We start from the raw sequence: 21,959 nt of genomic DNA, 5'->3' as shown, positions 1-21,959 counted from the left end.
GCCCTGCTCCAGCAGGGAAATCCTTAGGGAGGAGGGATCTTTGGATGGTACGCCGAAAGAAACGAACCGGGCGATTCCTATTGGGAATACTTGTCTTGTTGCTTGTGATCATCGGTGCGGCAGTCTGGTTTGTTTATCCTACGCAATCCCTGGACATGCGCTATCGATCCGTTGATTTCAAGGATAAATTGATGACCATGGTGTCGAACCGGGATACCCGCATGAAACTAAGCACGGAGGAAGTCGGGGAACTCAGCAAGAAGAACATGGTGAAATATATGAGCACGCATAACCTTGGCGTCGATATAACCGGTGCCGATTTCGTAATGAACGGTACCACCATGACAGCCCGCATGAACGGAAAATGGGGCGTATTGCCGTTTGGAGCCGTCCTGCGCTTCCAGATGTCAGCCGAGGGAAGCTATCTTCACCTGACGCATGAATCGACAACGATTCGTGGCGTTGAGATTCCGCTGAATGTGTTCCGGCTTGACCCCATTCAAATTTCGCTGAAGGACTATTTGCCGGATTTGGTAACCGTGAAGAATGTTAAGTTTCTGTCCGATGGCCTGGAATTGAACTTTACGATGGATTGGATGTCGATTCCTTCGTTGTTTAAGTAAAGCAAGAGAATCGGCTAAAGACTCAGACAAGGAAATGATGTCTGGGTCTTTTTGCATTTTCTTTCATGAGACAGCATTATTTTCAGAAAATAATTATGAAAAAAATATATATGTAAACATTGACACTGAAATGATACCCTACTATAATCAGTAAATGTTTAGAAATAAATGTTTTAGTACTAAAGTATTTAGAGGCGAAGGAGAGGGTGTCTCTATTGAAGGAGTGCTGGACCATTAAAGGAGTGTAAAAAATACATGTCCATGCGGAATGAAATTCTGGAGTTGGAGATGCTATTTAAGAAGATGCTTCGGACTGTGCAGAATGAATGGCAGAAGGAGGGGTTCCCTAAGCTGGGGAGAACTCAGTACACCGCCTTGGAGAAGCTCCACGAACAGGGTGCTTTGAGATTGTCTGACTTGGCGGATTCCATTCATGTGACGTGCGGTGCGGTCACGGGCATATCCGATAAATTGATCGAAGGCGGATTCGCGCGCCGCGTAAGGGATACAACCGACCGCAGGGTCATTCATCTGGAGATTACGCCGCTCGGGCGGGAGCTGATTGAGCAGTTGGCCAATAAACGCGCCGAACTGAGCGATTTGTTATATGGTTTTCTAACAGATGAAGAGGTTAAGCAGTTGAGTTTCCTGTACCGCAAAATTTTGACGAATGTTGAGTATATCCAAGGTCAGCTGTCCACATAGAACAAACATGCCATTGATATGAACGATCTTACTTAGAAAGAGAGTGAAAGCTTCCGATGAATACCCATACTGCTGCTCGCCCCGGCGAGCCTGTCAAGAAAGGCCCCATCATTGCCGCATTAATGATTGGCGCTTTTGTCGCCATTCTTAACCAGACTTTGATGAATGTTGCTCTGCCGAGCATCATGGAAAATTTAAGCATCAAACCGACGGTAGCCCAGTGGCTGACCACAGGCTTTATGCTGGTGAACGGGGTGCTGATTCCGGTTACCGCCTACCTGATCGCACGATTCTCGACCAGGCAGCTGTTCATCAGCGCCATGACGCTGTTTACGATAGGCACCTTGCTGTGTGCCATCAGCCCTAACTTCGCATTCCTTCTAACCGGACGCCTCGTTCAGGCAGCGGGTGCAGGAATTCTCATGCCGCTTATGACCGTCGTATTTCTGAACATTTTCCCTATCGAGAACCGCGGTAAAGCCATGGGGATGATGGGGATCGCCATGATCTTTGCTCCTGCGATCGGTCCTACGCTTTCCGGATATATCGTGGAGCATTACGATTGGCGGGTGCTGTTCTACATGATCCTGCCTTTCTCCGTTATCGCTACGTTAATCGGGGTCTTCTTCCTTAAAAACGTGACCGAGGTCAGCCGGCCCAAGCTGGACATGATCGCTATCATTTTGTCGACGCTCGGCTTCGGCGGCTTGCTCTACGGTTTCAGTGACGCCGGGAACGACGGCTGGTCCAGCACGCCGGTTGTGACGACCCTTGCTGTCGGCACGGTTGCCCTCATCCTGTTTGTATGGCGGGAAATGAAGGCCGACAATCCAATGCTGGAATTCCGTATATTTAAGTACAACATGTTTACGTTAACGACCTTGATCAATGTCATCGTCACGATGGCGATGTATGCCGGGATGATCCTACTGCCGATTTATCTGCAGCAAATTCGCGGGTTCACGCCGGTGGAATCTGGTCTGCTCATGCTTCCCGGCGCTATTCTGATGGGAATTATGTCACCCATCACGGGCGCGATATTCGATAAGGTTGGCGCAAGATGGCTGGCTGTTATCGGTCTGGCGATTACGGTCATTACGACGTGGGAGTTCAGTAATCTGACCGAAACGATGTCTTACGGCCAGATCATGATTATCTATACGGCCCGCATGTTCGGTATGTCGATGCTCATGATGCCGATTCAGACCGCGGGATTGAATCAGCTGCCGCGGAGCTTGAACGCCCATGGTACGGCCATGTCGAATACACTCCGCATGGTTTCCGGCTCGATCGGAACCGCGATTCTCGTTACCGTCATGTCCACCCAGGCGGAGAGTCGAGGAGAAGCCTTGATGCAGTCGGGGCTGTTCGATCCGAAGAATCAGGCCGACCTGCTTAAGCTGGGCAACGAAGCAACGATTTATGGCATTAACTATGCCTTTGTTATTGCCACCTGGATCAGCGTGGTTTCCTTGATTCTGGCTTTCTTCATCAAGAAGACGAAGCCGGCGGAAGAGCCGAAGGCAGCCGGAAGCCGGGAGGCCGCAGCAACGAACGCTTAAGCCGCCTCGAATTCAAGCACGCCATAAAAAGGGTGTCCCATCCGTTTAACAACGGATGGGACACCCTTTTTCATGTTCCTATGTGTATATTCAATGCACGGGCTTTAACAACATGTGACGCCGTCACATACTTCGTCTGCGTCCGGTAAAGAGAGAGATCACAAACAGGACAACGAAGACGAAGAACAGAACCTTCGCGATACTGGCTGCAGCCTCAACGATGCCGAAGAAGCCGAAGATCCCTGCAATCAGTGCAACCACCAGAAAAATTACGGACCATTTTAACATCATATTCACCCTGCTTTCTTCATCGATTTTATTGGATATATGGCATGTCATCGCATGCTGCTCCAAGTAAGGAGCTCTTATCCAATTTGAAGATCGGTAGGGGCCATCGGCGTTGCCGCAGCGCCCTTCGTAGTGTTCTTTAACCGGGGCGGCAGGGGATGAAACAAGCTGGGGAACAGTGGCATGGATGGCAAGGAACCCTTTGTTTCGTGAGGTGGGGGATAGGGTAACTATTGCGTATCCGAAACCAAACATAACTTGAAAGCGAGGGACAACGTATGCTAACTCAAATCAGTGTTGCCATTATTGCCGTGGCATTTGCGGTTCTCGTATTCTTCTTGATCAAGACATTGAAGGCGGCCACGCAATCGCTCGAAAAGGTAACACAAACGCTTCAGAAAGTACAAAAGACGGTCGACGAATTGAGTTATGAAGTGAAGCAGACCATTCGAAATACGAACGATATTACGGTGGATGTTCAGCATAAGATGAAACAAATTGATCCGGTTATGGATACCGTCAAAAACCTGGGAGAAGCTTTAAGCGAAGTCACTTATGCGGTGAAGCAAATATCCGCCGGCATGGTTAGCCGCTTTAAGCAATCTCGGATAGAGCAGAAGAAAGAGCAGCCCGCCCGCATGGAAGTGCCTTTGACGGCACAAGATCGCACGTTCCAGTCGTATGACGCCGTCTATCAGAAGACGGAAGCGGAAGAAAAATCCCGCAGCCGGAACTGGCTGTCCTACGTGGACACGGCAGTTGGCCTGTGGAACAGTTTCCGTCGTCAAAAAGCCAGATAACAGGTTTAAGGCCAAGCCAGGGTATAACACGGCAAGATGATGAAAGGAGGAGGTCGCATGTGGAATGTCGCACTGTTGATGGTCGGGCTCATGGTTTACTCCGGAGGTGGAGGTGCTGCGGCAGCGCAGCAGCCTGCTGCCGAGATATGGCAAGCGCCTGTAGTTCATGCCGCTGCGGATGTTGGACAAGCACACACCGGCGACAACTCTTCAGAGGGCTATGGGAAGTTAAACGGGATATCGCTTGCGGATACCAAGCGTGATATCGTCCGCAAGCTGGGAACGCCTGCACGAATCGAGCAGGACGGGCTGAGCGGAACCACTAAGCTTCTTTATAAAGATATGGAAGTTGGAGTCCGCAACGGCTACACGGAATATGTTCATGTCAAGCCCTCTGCCGAGTCCTTTCAGGTTGAAGGCCAGCATATAGGCATGTCAACCGATCATGTCCGGGCATCCCTGGGTAAGCCGTATTTTAAGGCGGAGGACGGAGATGTATACCTTGAGAACCATCATGCGCTTAAGGTATACATTGACCGGGATACCGGTGAAATCGAAGGCGTCGATTTATTTTTCGATTATAGTGAATAAATTTGTTTCAACCTTGAGAATTACGGTTAATAACCAATGGACTATAACCTAAATTGAGGTTTAACACTATTAGGGGAGGTTTTCACAATGGAATTCACCAATACGAAGTCATATGCCAAAGTTGTGGAAAACGGGACGCAAGCGGTTCAGGAGGTTCAGAATCTACGGCAGTCCGGTTACGATCTGGATCACATTTATGTATTGGCCCATGATTCGGACAAGACGAGCCGGATTGTGGAAGCAGCCGATGCCAATAATGTAGGCATTAAGGAAGAAGGCGTGTTTGATGCCCTGGCGAATCTGTTCCGGTCCCGCGGGGATGAGCTGCGTGCCAAAATCGTATCGCTTGGCTTTACCGAGGCCGAGGCGGGATTTTACGAGAAACAATTGGACCTTGGCAAAGTGCTCGTGATTGCTAAGAAGGATTGAGGAAGCATTGAACGTTCAGCCTGGCGCTGATTCGACATAGGAGTTATAGGACTTAAAACATAGATAAGGAATGAGACTATTGACGTCTCATTCCTTATCTATGTTTTAAAAGAATGTTCCATATATCTATTAAAAGTGGAAGATTCAAGCTTGAGAACCTTTTTCTATGGCAAATGATCATTGGGTTATTATAGTATAATAGTAGGAAAAGGATTTCTGTCGCATAAGCCGTAACGTTAAAGGAGAGGGCAATGAGAATATTAATCGTAGATGACAATCCGACTAACGTCATTATTATTCGAGAAATCTTGAAGAAGGAAAATTATCAAAATACACTATCTGCATCTTCAGCCCTGGAAATGCTGGAACACCTGGGGATCGGCGATCGCAGCCATGATCCGAATCCCCGTAGGGCGGATATCGATTTGGTGCTGCTCGATATGATGATGCCTGAGATGGATGGAATAGAAGCTTGCCGTATTGTTCAGCAATACGAGCATTTGAAAGATATACCGATCATTATGGTCACCGCCGTCGGAGATTCGAAGAAGCTGGCGGAAGCGCTGGATGCCGGTGCCGTCGATTACGTCACGAAACCGATCAACAAGGTGGAGCTGATGGCGCGGATACGCCTCGCGCTTCGGTTGAAGCACGAGAAAGACTGGCATATTGAAAGGGAACAGCGGGTCCAGGCGGAATTGAAGCTTGCGGCCATGGTTCAGAATGCCGTGTTAAGCTCGCCCATCGAAGATGAACAGCTGGAGATTCATGCCCTGTACCAGCCCTCGGCAGAGCTTGCGGGAGATTTGTATGCATGGTTTCCGCTAGGTGACGGACGTTATGGCGTGATTCTGCTGGATATGATGGGACACGGGATTACTTCGTCCCTGTTTTGCATGTTCATCGCTTCGGTGCTGAAGGATACGGTGACGACTTATGTCGAACCGGAGAAGGTGGTTCAAGAATTGAATCGCAGATTCAATCAGTTGAACCTGGGCGAACAGCTGATTCAGTACTATTTTACGGCCATCTATCTTGTCGTGGACACTCGTTTGAAGCGGGTGGACTATGTCAACGCAGGACATCCCCCGGCTCTGTTCTTCAAAGAGGACGGCGAGGTCATGACGCTGGATCAAGGTTGCTGCCCGGTTGGCTTGTTCGACCGGATCGAGGACATGGAGCCAAGAAGCTTTCATTATGAAGGCGAAGGTCATTTGGTTATGTATACGGATGGCCTGCTCGAACTGGTAGAGGGCGGACATGACGAGAAACTGGATTACCTGAAGACGCATTTGGGCGGCCCTCACCATTGGAGAGAAGACGAAATGAAGGAACAGTATTTTGTGGATGATCCATCGCAGGAGCGAGAGGACGATAAATGCCTAGTTTGGATATCTCTTAAAAAAGGAGAGGAAACCAATCAATGAAGCTGAAGAGCAAGTTAGTCATTGGGTTTACAACATTACTGGCGCTTATGCTGGTATTGACTCTGATCGGGTACGACCGGATCAGTTATATGAACAACCAGATGGACCAAATCTATCAGGAGCGTTACCAGAAGGTGCGAAACTCCAGCGGCATGCGCGGAGAAGTCAACAATATGGCGCGAGAGCTTACGAATATGATCCTGAGCAACGATCCGTCTACGTATACGGTGTCCAAACAGGAAATCGAGACGATGACGGCGCAGACGGAGGAGTATTTTAGGGCCATCAAGGAAAGCGTAAATACCGCAGAGGAACAGCAATTGCTGGTCCGGATCGAGCGTGCGGTTAACGAATATATCGTGTATCAGAACAAGACGCTGGAACTGCTCTCTACCAGCGACGCAGATGGGGCCAACGCACTCCGTAATTCCACCGGGCAATCAGTCCAGGAGGAGATGCTGATCAGCCTGAACGAGCTTAGCAGCTACGAGAATCAGAAGATCAATGATGATATAGCCGCAGCGAAAGCCGCTTACGACCGCTCCGTGCAAATATTCATCTACATCATGGCCGGCGGGCTTCTTATCGGAATGTTGGTCATTCTATGGATTCTCCCAAGCATTACCCGGGGCATCAACGTGGTCTCCATGATGCTGAAGAGCTTCGGCGAAGGCAGGCTGAAGGCCATCCGCCGTATCAAGGTTACGTCCAAGGACGAGTTTGGGGACGTAGCTCGAGTATTCAAAGACTTGTCCGAAGACATCATCGAGAAGCAGCGCATCGAGGAGACCTATCTCCAGGCGCAGCGTGATCAATCCTGGCTGAACTCTAACATGGCCAGAGTCACCGAGCTGCTGGAAGGAATCAATTCCCTGGAAGAGGTCGGCCAGCGGTTCATCAGCGAATTCACGCCGATCTTGGGAGCTCATTACGGAGCCATCTATATCCGTCAGGAAGACAAACATCCGAACAAATTGGAGATGAAAGGCTCCTATGCCCATGAAGGCGGAGAAGAGCCGAAGGTTGCGTTCATGATCGGGGAAGGGCTTGTAGGCCAGGCGGCGCTCGACAAGAAACCGGTCGTACTGAAAAGCGCGCCGGATGACTACATGAAGGTGGAATCCGCTTGGGGAGCTTCCAAGCCCGTATCCATTATGATCTACCCGATTCTGTTCGAGAATGAAGTGCTGGGCGTCGTCGAGTTGGCTTCGTTCGAGGAAACGACATCTTTGCAGGAGCAGTTGATGTCTCAGCTAAGCCAGTCCCTCGGGATCATTCTGAACAACATCACAGGCCGACTGCGGGTAGAGCAGCTGCTGCGCGAATCCCAGGCCATGACCGAGGAGCTTCAGGTTCAATCGGAAGAGCTTCAGACGCAGCAGGAAGAGCTTCGCCGTACCAACGAGAATCTGGAGGAGCAGACCAATGCCCTCAAGCGTTCCGAGGACCTGCTGCAGCGCCAGCAGGAAGAGCTGGAGCACTACAATACCGAGCTTGTTGCCAAGACGCGTGCGCTTGAGGAGCAAGTGCAGGAAGTGGAAGAGAAGAACGATGAAATCGAGAAGGCGCGAGTGCAGCTCGAGCAGCAAGCGAAACAGCTCTCGATTACAACCAAATACAAGTCGGAGTTCATGGCGAACATGTCCCACGAGCTGCGCACCCCTCTTAACAGCCTGTTGATATTGTCGCAGCTTCTGTCTGAGAACAAGGATGGGAACCTAAGCTCCAAGCAGATTGAATATGCACAGACGATTTACATGTCGGGCTCCGACCTTCTCAAAATGATTGATGAAATTCTCGACTTATCGAAAGTGGACGCCGGGAAAATGGAAATCAACTATGAAGACGTCCAGCTTCCGGATATCGAAGCCTTCGTGGAGCAGAATTTCGCCGCGGTGGCATCGCGCAAGCATATCAATTTGGGCGTGCATATTGAAGAGGATATCCCGCAAAGCATCGTGACGGACAGTCATCGCGTGAAGCAAATTCTGCGCAACCTGTTATCGAATGCTTTCAAGTTTACGAATAGCGGCTCTGTCGAGCTGCAGGTGGAAAAGGCCGACAAGGACAAGCTTCCGGTTTACCTAAATGCCGAATCGGACTATGTGGCCTTCGCTGTCAAAGATACCGGAATCGGCATTCCGGCAGACAAAACGGATCTGATCTTTGAAGCCTTCCAGCAGGTGGACGGTACCACTAGCCGCAAATACGGCGGGACCGGGCTTGGCCTTTCCATCAGCCGCGAGCTTTCCCGCCTGTTGGGCGGGGGCATTACGGTTGAATCGGAGGAAGGCAAAGGAAGCTGCTTCACCCTCTTCCTGCCGGCAAGCCATCCAGAAGTGGCTGACGGTGCGAAGGAAGCGGCCGCAGCGATGGAGGCACCGCCTGAGAGCTCTCTGATCGTACCGAAAGCCAAGATGGTTACGAAAGAGGTTCAGCCTGCCATACAGGTAGACGATGATCGTAACCAGCTCGGGCCGACGGATAAAGTGCTGCTCATCATTGAGGATGACGTGAAGTTTGCCAGAATCCTGCTCGATATGGCCAGAGGCCGCGGCTTCAAGGCTTTGGTCGCACTGCAGGGTGACATCGGACTGGAGATGGCCAAGTCGTACAGACCGGATGCCATCATTCTGGATATCCAGCTCCCGGTAATCGACGGCTGGTCCGTCATGGGCGAGCTGAAGAGCTCTGCGGTTACCCGCCATATTCCGGTGCATGTCATCTCCGTTGTGGATGAAGTGAAGCAAGGCTTAATGATGGGAGCGATCGCTTACCTGAAGAAACCTTCAAGCCGGGAAGCGCTGGAGGACGCGTTTACGCATATCCAATCCTATGCGGAAAAGTCGATGAAACATCTCTTGATTGTCGAGGATGACGATATTCAGCGGAATTCCATTATCGAATTGATCGGTCATGACGATGTGTCGATTACGGCGGCATCCACGGGCGCCGAGGCGCTTAGCGAGCTGCGTAAGCAGCGCTATGATTGCATGGTGCTTGATCTGATGCTGACGGATATGACGGGCTTTGAACTGCTTGATCAGATTCGCGATGACGAGAACCTGGTGGATCTGCCGATTATTATTTACACCGGCAAGGATTTGGATTCGAAGGAAGAGATGCAGCTTCGCAAATATGCGGAGTCGATCATCATTAAGGACGTGAAGTCACCAGAACGGCTTTTGGATGAAACGACGCTGTTCCTGCATCGGGTTGAGGCCGATTTGCCGGAGGATAAACGTAAAATCCTGCAGAAGCTGCACAACAAGGAAGAACTGTTTGAGGGCAAGAAAATTCTGCTTGTGGATGACGATATCCGCAACGTGTTTGCCCTCTCCAGCGTGCTGGAGGGATACAATATGGAAGTAACCTTTGCCGAGAACGGCCGGGAAGCGATCGAGCTCCTTCAGCAGAATCCGGATTTCGATCTGGTGTTAATGGATATGATGATGCCGGAGATGGACGGTTATGAGGCGATGCGCCGCTTACGCGAAATGCCGGAATTCGACAAATTGCCGATTATTGCCCTGACGGCCAAAGCCATGAAAGAGGACCGCGCGAAATGCATTGAAGCGGGTGCTTCCGATTATATGAAGAAGCCGATTCAGACAGAGCAACTTCTTTCCCTAATGAGGGTTTGGTTGTATTCGTAAGCCGCTTTTGTGGGTAAAGTACAAGTAGCAAATAAACACTCGGAAAGCGGTGCAAGCGTAATGTCATCTAGTGACCATATGGAATCAGAACAACTGTTGTTGACAGAGAATAGCGAGCGTGAACTGGAACAAATCGAGATTGAACTTCTTTTGGATGGCATTCATCGATTCTATGGTTACGATTTTCGAAATTACGCCATTCCTTCGTTGAGGCGGAGAATCTGGCATCATGTTCATGCAGAGGGTGTTTCCACGATTTCTGCCCTCCAAGACAAAGTACTGCACGACCGTTCATGTTTTGAGCGGCTCATATATAATTTGTCGATTCCTGTTACGGAAATGTTCAGGGATCCGAAACTATTCCTGACATTCAGGCAGTCGGTGGTTCCATTGCTTCGTACGTATCCGTATATACGGATTTGGCATGCAGGCTGCTCAACCGGAGAAGAAGTGTATTCCATGGCCATTTTGCTTCATGAAGAGGGGTTGTATGAAAAATCCCGGATTTATGCGACGGACATGAATTCGCGTTCGCTCCAGCAGGCCAAGGAAGGCGTATTCGATATCAAACGCATGAAGCAATATACGAAGAATTACTTGGAGGCGGGCGGTACCCGCTCGTTCTCCGAATATTATACCGCGAAGTACAACTCGGTTATTTTTCAGCCGTTTTTGAAGAAAAACATGATATTTGCCGAGCACAATTTGGCAACGGACCGTTCCTTTAACGAGTTTAACGTGATTTTTTGCCGGAATGTCATGATTTATTTTAATGACCAGCTGCGGGATCACGTGCACGGATTGTTTCACGAGAGTCTAAGCCATTTCGGTATTCTCGTCCTGGGCGCCAAAGAGTCCATACACTTTACGAATTATAGCGAAGCTTATGAGACACTGGACCGCGTCGAGAAAATTTATCGAAAGATTAAATAGAAGTTTTGTAGGAGGATCTCATGGGGTTTCACGAACCGATTCATATTCTGTTGGTAGATGACCGCCCTGAAAACTTACTTGCACTCGAAGCTGTTCTGGACAGCGAACAATACACGCTCATTAAAGCTACTTCGGGCGAAGAGGCTTTGCGATATCTCTTGAAGTATGATTTTGCCGTGATTGTTCTTGATGTCCAAATGCCCGGCATGGACGGCATTGAAACGGCAAGGCTGATCAAGGCGAGAGACAAAACCAAGGATATTCCGATAATATTCATTTCCGCAAACAGCAAGGACGCGGAGCATCTTTTTGCGGGATACTCCGCCGGTGCAATCGACTATATGGTTAAACCCTTCATCCCTCAAATCTTGAAATCCAAGATCGAGGGTTTTGTCGATATGTATCGGACCAATAACAGGCTGAAGATCCAGTCCGCGCAATTACACCAGAAGACTCAGGAACTGGAAAAGATTAATCAAGAGCTAGTGCTGGCCAAGGAAGAAGCCGAGATTGCCGCCAAAGCCAAAACCGAGTTTCTGGCGATGATGAGTCATGAGATCCGAACGCCGATGAATGGCGTCATCGGGATGATTGATTTGCTGATGGACAGCGAGCTTCAGGATGAACAGCGTGAATATGCCACGATTATCCGCAACAGTGCGGATGCCTTGGTTAACATCATTAATGACATTCTGGATTTCTCCAAGATGGAATCCGGCAAAATGGAGCTGGAGGAATATCCGTTTGATCTTAAGTCCTGCGTTCAGGAAGTGTTCGGTTTGTTCTCCGGAGAAGCCTCCAAGAAAAACCTGGAGCTTACGTATTATATCGAGGATCAAATCCCTTCGATGGTATTCGGCGATATGGGGCGCCTGCGTCAAGTATTGGTGAATTTGGTATCCAATGCCGTAAAATTTACGAATGAGGGCGGCGTGTATTTGGTTGTTTCGCTTGCCAAGGCTGAAGAGAATCGATTAACGCTTGAATTCACGGTAAAAGATACGGGAATCGGTATCTCATCGAAGAAGCTTGACCGGCTGTTCAAGCCGTTCTCTCAACTGGATTCCTCGATGACCAGACGCTACGGCGGAACAGGTCTGGGGCTAGCGATCTGTAAATCGCTTGTGCAGATGATGGGCGGAGAGATCGAGGTTGACTCCAAGGAAGGGGAGGGAGCCACCTTCGTATTCACGATCTGCGTTCACACGCATGAGGAGGAGCATCCTCGGCTACGGGAAGAGGAACGTTCGGACAAATATCGGGTGCATGGGGGAAGACAGCCGAACATTCTGATCGTGGACGACCATCCGATTAATCGAAAGCTGATGGAGAGCATGCTTGAAAAGATGGGAATGATTGCGGATATGGCCGAAGACGGCAGGCAGGCCGTTGAGATGGCTGCCGGGCCTAAAGCTTACGACATGATCTTTATGGATTTGCAAATGCCGGTCATGGACGGTTTGGAGGCCGCTCGCCTCATCCGCCAGATGAAGCCGGAAGCGGACGCTCCCGTACTCGTTGCGATGACAGCCAATGTCATGGACGGGATTCAGAAGCGCTGCTTTGATGCCGGCATGAATGAATATATCAGCAAACCGGTCAAAATCAGCTGTGTAAAGCACCTGATATCCCGTTATATGCCGGTAGAGCCGGACGGGTGGGACATCAGCCCAAGCCAAGTCCGGATCATCAACGGCTAGTGAATGAATCGTTTTCCATATATTAGCGCGTCTTTATCCCTCGTTAACCTGTTTCAACAAGCGAGATAACGGGTTATGTAAAGGGAAAACAAATTATTGGGAGAGAGTGTCTATGAATACAAAAACGAATGATAAGTTCAATGCCAAGACCCAAATGAACGAGGGCGTATGCACTGTATTTTTGAGCGGTGAACTTGATTTGTCCGTCGCTCCGGATTTTCGATTGGTAATGGAGCCTCTTGTCGGCAATTCCGAAGTAGACTTGATCGTCAACATGAAGGACATGACATATATTGATAGTACGGGCATTGGTATTCTTCTGTCGATACTGAAAGCCAGACATGGCATGGAAGCACGCTTTGCAGTTGAGGAAGTTCCGCCGCAAATTCAAAAGCTGTTCGATATGACGGGTATTGCGAAGTTCTTTCAGTCGTAAGAAGAATTCCCAATAGGAAAGGATCGAAAAGAATGAATTCAGATGTACAAAGAATAACACTTAATTTGCCTGCCAGTGCTGAATACGTGGATATTGTAAGATTGAATCTATACGGGATAGCTTCCAAGATGGGCTTTTCCTATGAAGAGATCGAAGATATGAAGGTTGCGGTGTCGGAGGCCTGTAACAACTCGGTTTTATATGCTTATAGCCAGGAAGGCGGAATGGTAGAGGTTTTATTTCAAGTGACCGGCGAGTCGCTATCCATTACGGTCAGAGACGAAGGGGAGAGTTTCGACAGTGTGGGGGCGGTTGGCGATCGTACACTTCATGATAAAGATCTCAGCGAGGTCCAAATCGGAGGACTTGGCTTCTACCTGATGGAGGCGCTTATGGACGAGGTGAGCGTGACAAACCAGGCTGGAAAGGGAACCGAGGTTACGCTGACGAAGCGGCTCGCAAGAAGCGAGGAGCCAGTATGAGTGATAAGGCGACTCCCCAAGAGTCCAGAGATGAAGCAGTTCATTTAATAGAACAGTATCAGCAGACGAAGGATAACGATATCGCAACGGTGCTGATTAAAAAATATGAACCGATGGTCAAGATGGCAGCAGGCAAAATTGCCCGGAATCGGCCCGATCTGTATGAGGATTTATATCAGGTTGGTCAAATGGCATTAATCCGTTTGCTTCAGCAATACGACATTAGCCTGGGGATTCCGTTTGAGCCCTACGCCATGAAGAGTATGATCGGGCATATGAAAAACTTCCTCCGCGATAAATCATGGTACATTCAAGTGCCAAGACGAATCAAGGAGAAGGGGGCCTTGGTCCAGCAAGCGATTGATGAATTAATGGTGAAGCTTGAACGATCTCCTGATGTGAATGAGATTGCATCCTACCTGGATCTTTCCGTTGAGGAAACCGTTGAAGTGTTGGCGGGAAGGGAATGCTATCATTATGTATCATTGGATTCCCCATTGTCTCAGGAAGAAACCGGGGCAACGCTTGGAGAGCTGATCAGTTCGGACGTAAATGACTTTGATTCCGTCGAGAAGCGCATGGATCTTCAACAGGCGATGAGCCAGCTGAAGGAGCAGGAGCAGAAGGTGCTGCTGCTGGCATTTCAGGAGGGGCAGTCCCAACGAGCGATCGCTCAAAGGTTAGGCGTGTCGCAAATGAGTGTCTCGCGTATCCAGAAGCGGGCAACGGAAAAACTGAAGCAAATCATGTCCAATTCTTCGTATTGATATGGACAAGCTTCGTAGAGACAGACGTATAGCAACATAAGGCACGCTTCCTCCATCACAGGAATGCGTGCCTTTTTTGAAACCTAATATCCGTATTTATCGAAGGGAGTGGCAAGGAAATCATGCTTGGGCCGGATACGACAGAAGGTCAGGATATTTATGATTTTGCAGGGGGGTGGCAATGGCACGATGTCCGAACCGATAACTGGCAATCCTCCTGGATCGGCGAGCTTCGGTCACGCTATCCTTATACAGCCGAATGGTTTAATCTGGCACCGTCGTTAAAGGATCGGAATTACTTATCCGTTCGTTTCAAGGATGGGGTGGAGGCGGTCATTATGGGGTCCATGCTTTATAAGGTTACGAATGAACACGAGCATCATAAGTCGGAACAGTTCTATTTCTATGTGGATGCTCAAGTGCTGATCACCATTAATTTGGATGAGCATACCCGCAGCGTGATGGCCAAGGCCGATAGAGCCTCGATGCTTCATCAATGCGAGCGGCCCGTAGACGGCCTGTTTGTATTGGCCCGGGCCATTCTGCATTATTACCATGCAGGAATGGATCAATTCGAACATAACCTGCGTCTTGTCGAAAAGGATATGCGTACACGCAACCGAAGATCTTTAATGGATAACATTCTCTCGTCAAGGTTTGAGCTGCTGGAATGGAGCAACCTGTTTATTCCTTTTCAGGAGCTGATCGCTGCGGCGAAGGAAGGGTATCACGGCGAGCTGGATGCCAGCCGCTCGTTTCAACAGCTCCTGCATCGAGTAGAAAGAATGGAAAGGCTGATTTATCACTATGAGCGCGAAATCGATACGCTGGTATCCATAGATGATGCCATCTCGGCGTTCCGCGGCAATGAAATCATGAAGACCTTGACCATCTTTACGGTCGTATTCACACCGGCAACCGTGATCGGGGCCGTATGGGGCATGAATTTCGAGAACTTGCCCGGCATTAAGACGTTCTGGGGCTTCACGGCAGTCATTGGCTTCACCCTGCTCTGGACCGGAGGGATGTACCTTTGGATGCGTGCGAAGGGATGGACGGGGGACCTGCTTCAAGTAAAGTCCAAAAACAGGAATATTTGAGTACGAAGTACACGCTTGCATAAGCAGTGCAGCAATAACTCATCACAATCGCCCGGTAACCGTTAAAGGTACCGGGCTTGTTCAGGTAAAAGAGACGAATTAGGATTTGGATTGTTCAATATATCCCTGCAGGTTCGAGATGAAATCCCCTATCATCGGCACATTGACAAAGAAGCTGAGAATATAACCCAGAAGACCCAGCACGAGAGCCGTGCCAAGGGTTAAGCCCAACCCCCGGGCCAGGCCGGCAGTGAGGTTGGCAATGATGCGTTTCTTGGGATTCATGTAATTATCGATCATGTCCTTCATTTCGGACTTCTCCAGCGTAGCGGCGATTTTGTCCAGTCGCGTGTTCAATTTCTTCACTTCGTGCCTAAGCTCAAAGGGATGCTCCTGCACCTCATCGGCCTCTTTCGAGTGTCTTTCCCTGGATGATTCGGATTGCACTCGTTGTTCCTCGTTTCGTGTCGAACGACTGCCGCTTCGGGTTGAGAAGCCGGAGCCGCCATGATATGGGTTTGCTTTACTCATGAAATATCCCCGCTTTCCAGGCAGATGCGCCGTTTCATTTCACTTCGGAATCCATACGATGTTGATAAGACAACGTGCCGGATCTGGCACAAAAATAGCCAGCTGCGTCAGCTGGCTATTCGTGACCCTACGAATTAATAATTCGTTGTCGTTTTCATTTCACGGCTGACTTCGGAAGAGGTGTCCATCGCTTTATCCTTCACATCTTTGGAAGCACTTGAAACCTCGCTCGACACGTCTGCCGATGCTTCCTTGACGCTGGACATAATGCTTTGGCGGCCTTCGTTCACGGTGGCCATGACATCGGAGGCTTTGCTTCCTACCGTTTTTGCCAGTTCAGAAGCTTTATCGCCTACGGTATAAGCGACTTCTTTGGTTTTATCCGACACCATGCTCAGCTTCTCGGATAAATCCCCGCGAAGCTCGCGGCCTGGCTTTGGAGCGAACAACAGAGCTGCCGCCGCTCCGACCAAGGCACCGATAAAAGCACCTTTGAAGAATGTGGAACCGCTTTGTACTGGGTATTCTTGTTCTGCGTTATTCATAACTTTCACTCCTTTTAGTTAATATAAAAATGAATATAAACACGAGGATCAGGCTGTGCGTCTAAACAACTTGGCAACAAGACCGAGCAGGAATACAAAGATGGCCGTACCGATGATTGCGGGTACAATGGCAAATCCGCCTATGACAGGACCCCATGCTCCGAAGAGCCACGGTCCGAGCCATGCGCCTATGAAACCTGCGATCATGGAACCGATAATTCCGCCCGGCATTTCATGACCGACCAGCGCATCCCCGATTATCCCGATGATGATTGCCATCACGATGCTGATGATGATTCCCCACATACGATCGCCTCCTTTTTCAGAGCAATGTGTTTCGAGTGGGCTTGCTTATCTCGTAATTAAACGCAAGGCCACACCATGAAACAGGAGACGTGCAAAACGGGAGATAAATGAAATGTCCGTCCTCTATGGAACGTATCCTGCTGTCAATTGCAGTTTTTTGTACTATACTGAATACAGATTTGCAATCATTCTCGAATAAGCGTGATCTCGGAGAGATGCAAGCATACAGGCTTCTCAAGGCATCATACGTAACAGACGGTATATAGAAGGAGTTATTCAACATGGACAGTGTATTGGTGAAGGAATATCGGGCGGACATCTTGGAGTGCGTCCACAATGGACATATATGTATTGTGAATGAACAAGGTAAGGTCGAGGCTTATGCGGGAGATCCGGATTATGTCGCATTTACGCGTTCTTCGGCCAAGCCGATGCAGGCGATTCCTTCTATTCGCGGCGGGCTGGCCGATCATTACGGACTGTCCGATGAGGAAATTGCGATCATGACGGCTTCGCATCGTGCGGAGCAGGCTCATGTGGAAGTGTTGGAGCGTTTTGCACGCAAGGCGGGCATCAGCGAAACCCACATGGTGTGCGCATCCAGCTGGCCGCTGGACGAAGGAAGCAAAGAAACACTTTTGCGAGGCGGCGGCGATAAAAGTAAATGGTACCATAACTGCTCCGGCAAGCATTATGGCATGCTGGCCTACTGCCAGATGGCGGGATATCCGTTGACGGGATACGATCAGCCGGAACATCCGCTGCAGCAGGAAATCCTTCGGACGGTCGCCTATTTGGCGGGATTGGCTCCCGGCGATGTTAAACTGGGAACCGATGGATGCGGACTGCCGGTATTCGCCATGCCGCTCCGCGCTTTGGCAACAGCCTACATGAAGCTTGCATGCCCGGACCTCATAGAGGACGAGCCGACGCGAAAAGCGGTCATGCAAATCACGAAGGCCATGCATGCAGCCCCTTATATGGTGGCGGGTAAACACAAAGTGGATACCCTTCTTCTGGAAGATCCTAATATTGTGGCCAAGGGCGGCTTCAAGGGAGTGTACTGTTTCGGTCTTAAGAAGGAGCGGCTCGGCATCTCTTTCAAAATTTCGGACGGCTCCGAGGAAGAATGGGGCTGGATCGCGGAGTCCATATTGGAACAAATCGGCTATGGCAGCAAAGCGACCATCGAACGGCTGAAAGCTGCATATCCTAAGGATTTATATAATGATGAGGGTCTTCGAGTAGGCAGGGTAGAAACCGGATTTAAGCTGCTCCACGCTTAAAGGCGACTGATTAGACCGGAAACCGCCGGGGTATTGAATAGTAAAAAAGGCGGAGGTGACCGGCCATGATTAAAATCATGACGGCAGCGGAAAGACATACTACCCATGAAGACGGTATTCACAGCGAATTCAGCTTTTCTTTTGGTGATTATATAGACCCGCATAACGAGCACTTTGGAAGCCTTCTGGCGCATAATGAATATGTTCTCCAACCGATGGAGGGGTTTGATCGAAGGTTTCATCATGATTTGGTGATTGTGCATTTGGTGCTGGAAGGCACGTTGACGTATGAAGATGATACAGGGAAGCTCATGGAGCTTACGCCCGGTACGATTCATGTCGTGAATACAGGCTCCGGCGTGTACCATGCCGAGAGGAATGCCTCCTCTTCGGAGGACGTACGCTATCTGGAAATGTGGTTTCTGCCCGCGGAGCCGGGCCTTGAGACCAGTCACCACCAAAGCAATTTTACAAAAGAACAGCAATTGAACCAGATGCTTCCGATCATCGGTTCAGGCAATGGTAAGTCGAGCCTGCCCCAGTCGCTGGATGTTGTGATGTACAGCAGCATACTGGAGACCGGACAAGAACTGACGTACAGTCTGGCCGGGGATCGTAGAATGCATCTATATGTCATAAACGGTCATGTCGAAATATCATCGGAAGACGGCGTATTCGATATTAAGGCGGGCGATGCGGCAAGGATACAGCGTCGTCATGAGTTGACCTTCCGGGGGAACTCCAGTGAGGGGAGCTCGGAAATGGTCCTTATCGATATGCCATAACGTAAACAGAAAGCCCCGGGATTTGCGAGATTCGCAAGTACCCGGGGCTTTTGTCATGACAAAAGCGCTTCTAAAGAATACACTCAAAGTACGTGAAGATACAGTCCTACTGGTTTCCGCGGAGCTGTCCAAGCTCGGATACAACGGCTTCCACTTCCGAAATACTAAGATTCTGTTTATTCATGACCATATCGTACAGATCATAAATATCATCATATTGGTTAACCGAGAAGGCAGAGGCCTGCATGGCAGCGCCTGTAGCCATCCGTAGCTTCGTTTTAATCTGTTCGATCATATACTCGACATTGGCTTGGGATTTTTCACTCAAATCCATGGAATAACACCATCCTCTCTTAGGCGGATTTACGATTTTCATCCCTGTATTGTAACATGTTAGCGTGCGGCTCGACCAATGTTTTTGCCATCGGTGAGGAAGATAGGTTAAAATCAGAAAAAAACGCTTCACCGTCAGCGATGCTAATCATCGAACCATTTAATCAAGGAGGTCCGTCATGAGCGAACAAGCCGGCAAGACGCCAAGCGTGCATGCTGCCAAAGCCAAGATGTCGGGCCATGAACTGGCCGGTTTTTTTCTGGGGATTTCGCGGCGCCATGCGCTGGGCAGCATCGTATTTTTATGTATTGGCACCGACCGTTCCACAGGTGATGCGCTCGGTCCGTTGACTGGAAGCCGGCTTGTGGAATACGGTTTTCCGCAGGTGATCGGCACGCTGCCCGAACCCTGTGATGCTTTCAATCTTGAGGCAAAGCTTCAAGGCATACCCGAGGATCAGGTGGTTATTGCCATTGATGCTTGCTTGGGACAATCCTCTTCCGTCGGTTATTTCTTTGCAAGCGAAGGTCCGCTGGCGCCGGCCCAATCCGTCGGCGGGAAGTTGCCGGCAGTGGGAGACTACAGCGTGGCAGCGGTCGTGAACGTTCATGGACCGAAGCCGTATTGGACCCTCCAAGTGACGTCCCTTTACCAGGTCATGGGAATGGCGGAGCAGATAGCGAAGCAAGCGGCTGCGGCCTTTGGCCTTAGTCCGTAAGACACGCGTTTCAACCGGGGTTGTTTTAGTTTAATAATAGTTCATTCTTTATAAAATAATGGGTGTCTATCCTAGGGCATCGCTGAATAGAAAGAAGGGTATCGCTATGGAAAAAGTACAATGCAACGGCAGCACGATTTGCTACGTGGATCAGGGACAAGGTGAGCCGGTCATTCTGCTTCACGGTTTCTGCGGAAGCTCCGCTTACTGGGAACAGGTACTGCCATATCTTCAAGGTTTCAGAGTCATTGTACCGGATCTCCGGGGTCACGGGCGGTCCGATGCACCGATGGGATCGTATACCATCGAACAAATGGCGGATGACGTCCTGCTATTGATGGATGAGCTCGATATTCCGAAGGCGGCGTTGCTCGGTCATTCCCTCGGAGGATATATAACGCTCTCCTTCGCCCAGCGTCACGCTTCTCGATTGAACGGCTTTGGCCTGATCCATTCTACGGGCTATCCGGATTCGGATGAAGCGAAGGAGAAACGGGTGAAAGCGGTCAGCACCATCCAAGGGGAGGGCATTACGGCTTTTGTTGACGGATTGGTGCCGGGCTTGTTTGCTCCGGATACGAAGGAAACCAAGCCGGAATGCATTCAGCGGGCGAAGGAGATCGGTTACCTTACGCCGCCGCAAGGTGCGATAGGTGCGGCGCTGGCCATGCGCGAGCGGCCGGACCGGCGAGATGTGCTATCGGCATCCACGCTGCCGATCCTGCTTGTAGCAGGAGAGAAGGACGGCTTGATTCCGGCGGAGCGCACCTTTACCACAGACCATGACAACGTAACCCGGATCGTGATCGAAGGCGCGGGTCATATGAGTATGATGGAGACGCCCGAGAAGCTCGGCGAAGTCATTTCCGCTTTCATGGGACGGCTGGAGCAAGAATAAATCCATATCGTTTATAATAAACGGATACTCCTATTGCGGGGTATCCGTTTATTGCATTGCGGGCTGCAGTTGCAGTGGACCCTCCATCGTTTCCGGACCCCGCCCTGAACAAAGCGTGAACGGGCAGGAGGGCGGCTACTGGAATTCTGGTCCCGGATAGCCTACAATTTAATCGTGATCCGGATTGGAATAGACCCGGCATGAATGCACCTGCAGGGGATTCACCGAAGCTGCCTGGCATGCCGGTCCTAAGTCCTCGGCAGTGGGAATTGCCGGAAGGTTAAAGATGAGGTCAACAATTTGCTGCATCCGGCACGGATGCAGATTGGGGGCGAGTGCATGTTTCGCAGGGATTATCTTGTGCGGCTTATTGAGGATATGACACAGATGATAGCCAAAGTGTTTTCGCTCAAGCAGGAGCGCAAGCATACCGAAGCTTTATGGGAGCTGGATGAGCTTTTTAAACGGCAGTTCCGGCTGAATTCAGGGCTGCTTCGCTCCTTGTCCGCAGCCGATATCGAGCAGCTCTTTCGCAATCATGGTTATCTGGAAGCGGACAAGCTGCAGAGTGCCGCAAGGCTGATGGAAGAGGAAGCATCGCTGCTGCTCGAGCTTGAGCGCGAAGAAGAAGCCGTTATGCTCTATACCAAGGTCTTTCAGTTATATTTGAAGTCAGCCCTGCAAGGGGCGGATCCGAAACTGATCGGGTTGACGGAACGGATCGGTCTGCTGAAAGAACGTTTAAGGGCTTACGCGTGGCCCGAAACGGCGATGCTGGATTATTATGCGTATACGGAGCAGCAGGGGATGTTCGCGGAAGCGGAGAATACCCTGTACCAGTTGCTGGATAGCCGTAAGATCGAATATGACGAAGGCGTAAGGTTCTATCAAAGATTGCAGCAGAAACGGCCCGAGGATTTGGCAAAAGGCGGGCTTCCGCTGGAGGAAGTCGAGGAAGGCATGGACGAGCTCCACCGTCGTTTTCCGCATGCGGTTGCGGACGGAGACAAATCGTTTCCCGGCCTCGATTAACCTGTCTATAACATAAAAGAAAGCG

Annotated in this window: 24 protein-coding genes; 19 read left to right on the top strand and 5 right to left on the bottom strand. The window is 50.0% G+C overall.

The features are described from left to right. Positions 1–44 precede the first annotated feature (44 nt). The 3 genes from MHH82_RS28435 (at position 45) to MHH82_RS28425 (ending at position 2,890) form a co-directional block, all read left to right on the top strand. A complete protein-coding gene (locus tag MHH82_RS28435; RefSeq protein ID WP_015737487.1) occupies positions 45–623 on the top strand; it encodes a hypothetical protein in 579 nt (192 codons plus the stop codon). Positions 624–878: 255 nt separating this feature from the next. After that, positions 879–1,328, top strand: coding sequence for a MarR family transcriptional regulator (locus MHH82_RS28430; protein ID WP_145040959.1), 450 nt, complete (start codon positions 879–881; stop codon positions 1,326–1,328). Between the two features lie 56 nt (positions 1,329–1,384). After that, positions 1,385–2,890, top strand: coding sequence for a DHA2 family efflux MFS transporter permease subunit (locus MHH82_RS28425; protein WP_015737485.1), 1,506 nt, complete (start codon positions 1,385–1,387; stop codon positions 2,888–2,890). A gap of 123 nt (positions 2,891–3,013) precedes the next feature. On the opposite strand, the gene MHH82_RS28420 is transcribed toward MHH82_RS28425, so the two are convergent. Then, positions 3,014–3,178 carry a DUF1328 domain-containing protein gene (locus MHH82_RS28420; protein ID WP_036663891.1) on the bottom strand — a complete coding sequence of 55 codons (165 nt, stop codon included), beginning with the start codon at positions 3,176–3,178 and terminating at the stop codon, positions 3,014–3,016. Positions 3,179–3,456: 278 nt separating this feature from the next. On the opposite strand from MHH82_RS28420, the gene MHH82_RS28415 reads away from it, so the two are divergent. The 11 genes from MHH82_RS28415 to MHH82_RS28365 all read left to right on the top strand — a co-directional run bounded on the left by MHH82_RS28415 (position 3,457) and on the right by MHH82_RS28365 (position 15,499). After that, complete coding sequence (locus tag MHH82_RS28415) at positions 3,457–3,978, top strand: DUF948 domain-containing protein (protein WP_340968940.1); 522 nt, start codon at positions 3,457–3,459, stop codon at positions 3,976–3,978. Between the two features lie 57 nt (positions 3,979–4,035). After that, positions 4,036–4,569: a hypothetical protein gene (locus tag MHH82_RS28410; protein WP_340968937.1), complete on the top strand. Its 534-nt coding sequence runs from the start codon at positions 4,036–4,038 to the stop codon at positions 4,567–4,569. A gap of 87 nt (positions 4,570–4,656) precedes the next feature. Next, the gene (locus MHH82_RS28405; RefSeq protein WP_009594092.1) at positions 4,657–4,998 is read left to right on the top strand and encodes a general stress protein; all 342 of its coding nucleotides are present in this window, start codon (positions 4,657–4,659) and stop codon (positions 4,996–4,998) included. A gap of 251 nt (positions 4,999–5,249) precedes the next feature. Then, the gene (locus MHH82_RS28400) at positions 5,250–6,425 is read left to right on the top strand and encodes a PP2C family protein-serine/threonine phosphatase (protein WP_015737482.1); all 1,176 of its coding nucleotides are present in this window, start codon (positions 5,250–5,252) and stop codon (positions 6,423–6,425) included. Beyond that, a complete protein-coding gene (locus tag MHH82_RS28395) occupies positions 6,422–10,081 on the top strand; it encodes a response regulator (protein ID WP_036663865.1) in 3,660 nt (1,219 codons plus the stop codon). The genes MHH82_RS28400 and MHH82_RS28395 overlap by 4 nt, the downstream gene beginning before the upstream one ends. Positions 10,082–10,141: 60 nt before the next feature. Further along, on the top strand, positions 10,142–11,014 hold the full coding sequence (locus MHH82_RS28390) for a CheR family methyltransferase (RefSeq protein WP_036663867.1): 873 nt from the start codon (positions 10,142–10,144) through the stop codon (positions 11,012–11,014). Positions 11,015–11,034: 20 nt separating this feature from the next. Continuing rightward, the gene (locus MHH82_RS28385) at positions 11,035–12,714 is read left to right on the top strand and encodes a response regulator (protein ID WP_251501854.1); all 1,680 of its coding nucleotides are present in this window, start codon (positions 11,035–11,037) and stop codon (positions 12,712–12,714) included. 112 nt (positions 12,715–12,826) lie between these two features. Further along, positions 12,827–13,150 (top strand): STAS domain-containing protein, encoded by a 324-nt coding sequence (locus MHH82_RS28380; protein ID WP_009594079.1) that lies wholly within the window; start codon positions 12,827–12,829, stop codon positions 13,148–13,150. 32 nt (positions 13,151–13,182) lie between these two features. Next, on the top strand, positions 13,183–13,632 hold the full coding sequence (rsbW, locus tag MHH82_RS28375; RefSeq protein ID WP_015737478.1) for an anti-sigma B factor RsbW: 450 nt from the start codon (positions 13,183–13,185) through the stop codon (positions 13,630–13,632). After that, the gene (locus MHH82_RS28370) at positions 13,629–14,399 is read left to right on the top strand and encodes a sigma-70 family RNA polymerase sigma factor (RefSeq protein ID WP_009594120.1); all 771 of its coding nucleotides are present in this window, start codon (positions 13,629–13,631) and stop codon (positions 14,397–14,399) included. Before rsbW ends, MHH82_RS28370 begins: the two co-directional genes overlap by 4 nt. A gap of 122 nt (positions 14,400–14,521) precedes the next feature. Continuing rightward, positions 14,522–15,499 (top strand): magnesium transporter CorA family protein, encoded by a 978-nt coding sequence (locus MHH82_RS28365; RefSeq protein ID WP_036663872.1) that lies wholly within the window; start codon positions 14,522–14,524, stop codon positions 15,497–15,499. Positions 15,500–15,598: 99 nt separating this feature from the next. Here MHH82_RS28365 and MHH82_RS28360 read toward each other — a convergent pair whose 3' ends face one another. The 3 genes from MHH82_RS28360 to MHH82_RS28350 form a co-directional block, all read right to left on the bottom strand. Beyond that, positions 15,599–16,030 (bottom strand): DUF5665 domain-containing protein, encoded by a 432-nt coding sequence (locus MHH82_RS28360; protein WP_036663874.1) that lies wholly within the window; start codon positions 16,028–16,030, stop codon positions 15,599–15,601. Positions 16,031–16,164: 134 nt separating this feature from the next. Next, positions 16,165–16,575 carry a YtxH domain-containing protein gene (locus MHH82_RS28355; protein ID WP_009594054.1) on the bottom strand — a complete coding sequence of 137 codons (411 nt, stop codon included), beginning with the start codon at positions 16,573–16,575 and terminating at the stop codon, positions 16,165–16,167. Between the two features lie 48 nt (positions 16,576–16,623). Further along, positions 16,624–16,881, bottom strand: coding sequence for a GlsB/YeaQ/YmgE family stress response membrane protein (locus MHH82_RS28350; protein WP_015737475.1), 258 nt, complete (start codon positions 16,879–16,881; stop codon positions 16,624–16,626). Positions 16,882–17,162: 281 nt separating this feature from the next. Between MHH82_RS28350 and MHH82_RS28345 the strand changes: the two genes are divergently transcribed. After that, positions 17,163–18,167, top strand: coding sequence for an asparaginase (locus tag MHH82_RS28345; RefSeq protein ID WP_015737474.1), 1,005 nt, complete (start codon positions 17,163–17,165; stop codon positions 18,165–18,167). 65 nt (positions 18,168–18,232) lie between these two features. Beyond that, positions 18,233–18,952 (top strand): pirin family protein, encoded by a 720-nt coding sequence (locus tag MHH82_RS28340; protein WP_015737473.1) that lies wholly within the window; start codon positions 18,233–18,235, stop codon positions 18,950–18,952. 106 nt (positions 18,953–19,058) lie between these two features. On the opposite strand, the gene MHH82_RS28335 is transcribed toward MHH82_RS28340, so the two are convergent. After that, positions 19,059–19,286, bottom strand: a complete 228-nt coding sequence (locus tag MHH82_RS28335; protein WP_015737472.1) for a DUF1128 domain-containing protein — start codon at positions 19,284–19,286, stop codon at positions 19,059–19,061. A 178-nt stretch (positions 19,287–19,464) separates the two neighbouring features. On the opposite strand from MHH82_RS28335, the gene yyaC reads away from it, so the two are divergent. From yyaC to MHH82_RS28320, 3 genes are all read left to right on the top strand, one after another. After that, complete coding sequence (gene yyaC / locus MHH82_RS28330; RefSeq protein WP_251501851.1) at positions 19,465–20,004, top strand: spore protease YyaC; 540 nt, start codon at positions 19,465–19,467, stop codon at positions 20,002–20,004. A 106-nt stretch (positions 20,005–20,110) separates the two neighbouring features. Further along, positions 20,111–20,902, top strand: coding sequence for an alpha/beta fold hydrolase (locus tag MHH82_RS28325; RefSeq protein ID WP_340968929.1), 792 nt, complete (start codon positions 20,111–20,113; stop codon positions 20,900–20,902). A 300-nt stretch (positions 20,903–21,202) separates the two neighbouring features. Continuing rightward, positions 21,203–21,934 carry a DUF6483 family protein gene (locus tag MHH82_RS28320; protein ID WP_340968927.1) on the top strand — a complete coding sequence of 244 codons (732 nt, stop codon included), beginning with the start codon at positions 21,203–21,205 and terminating at the stop codon, positions 21,932–21,934. Positions 21,935–21,959: the final 25 nt, after the last annotated feature.

This window comes from Bacillus sp. FSL K6-6540 (genome assembly GCF_038007545.1).
This window is presented reverse-complemented; position numbering and strand designations above follow the sequence as displayed.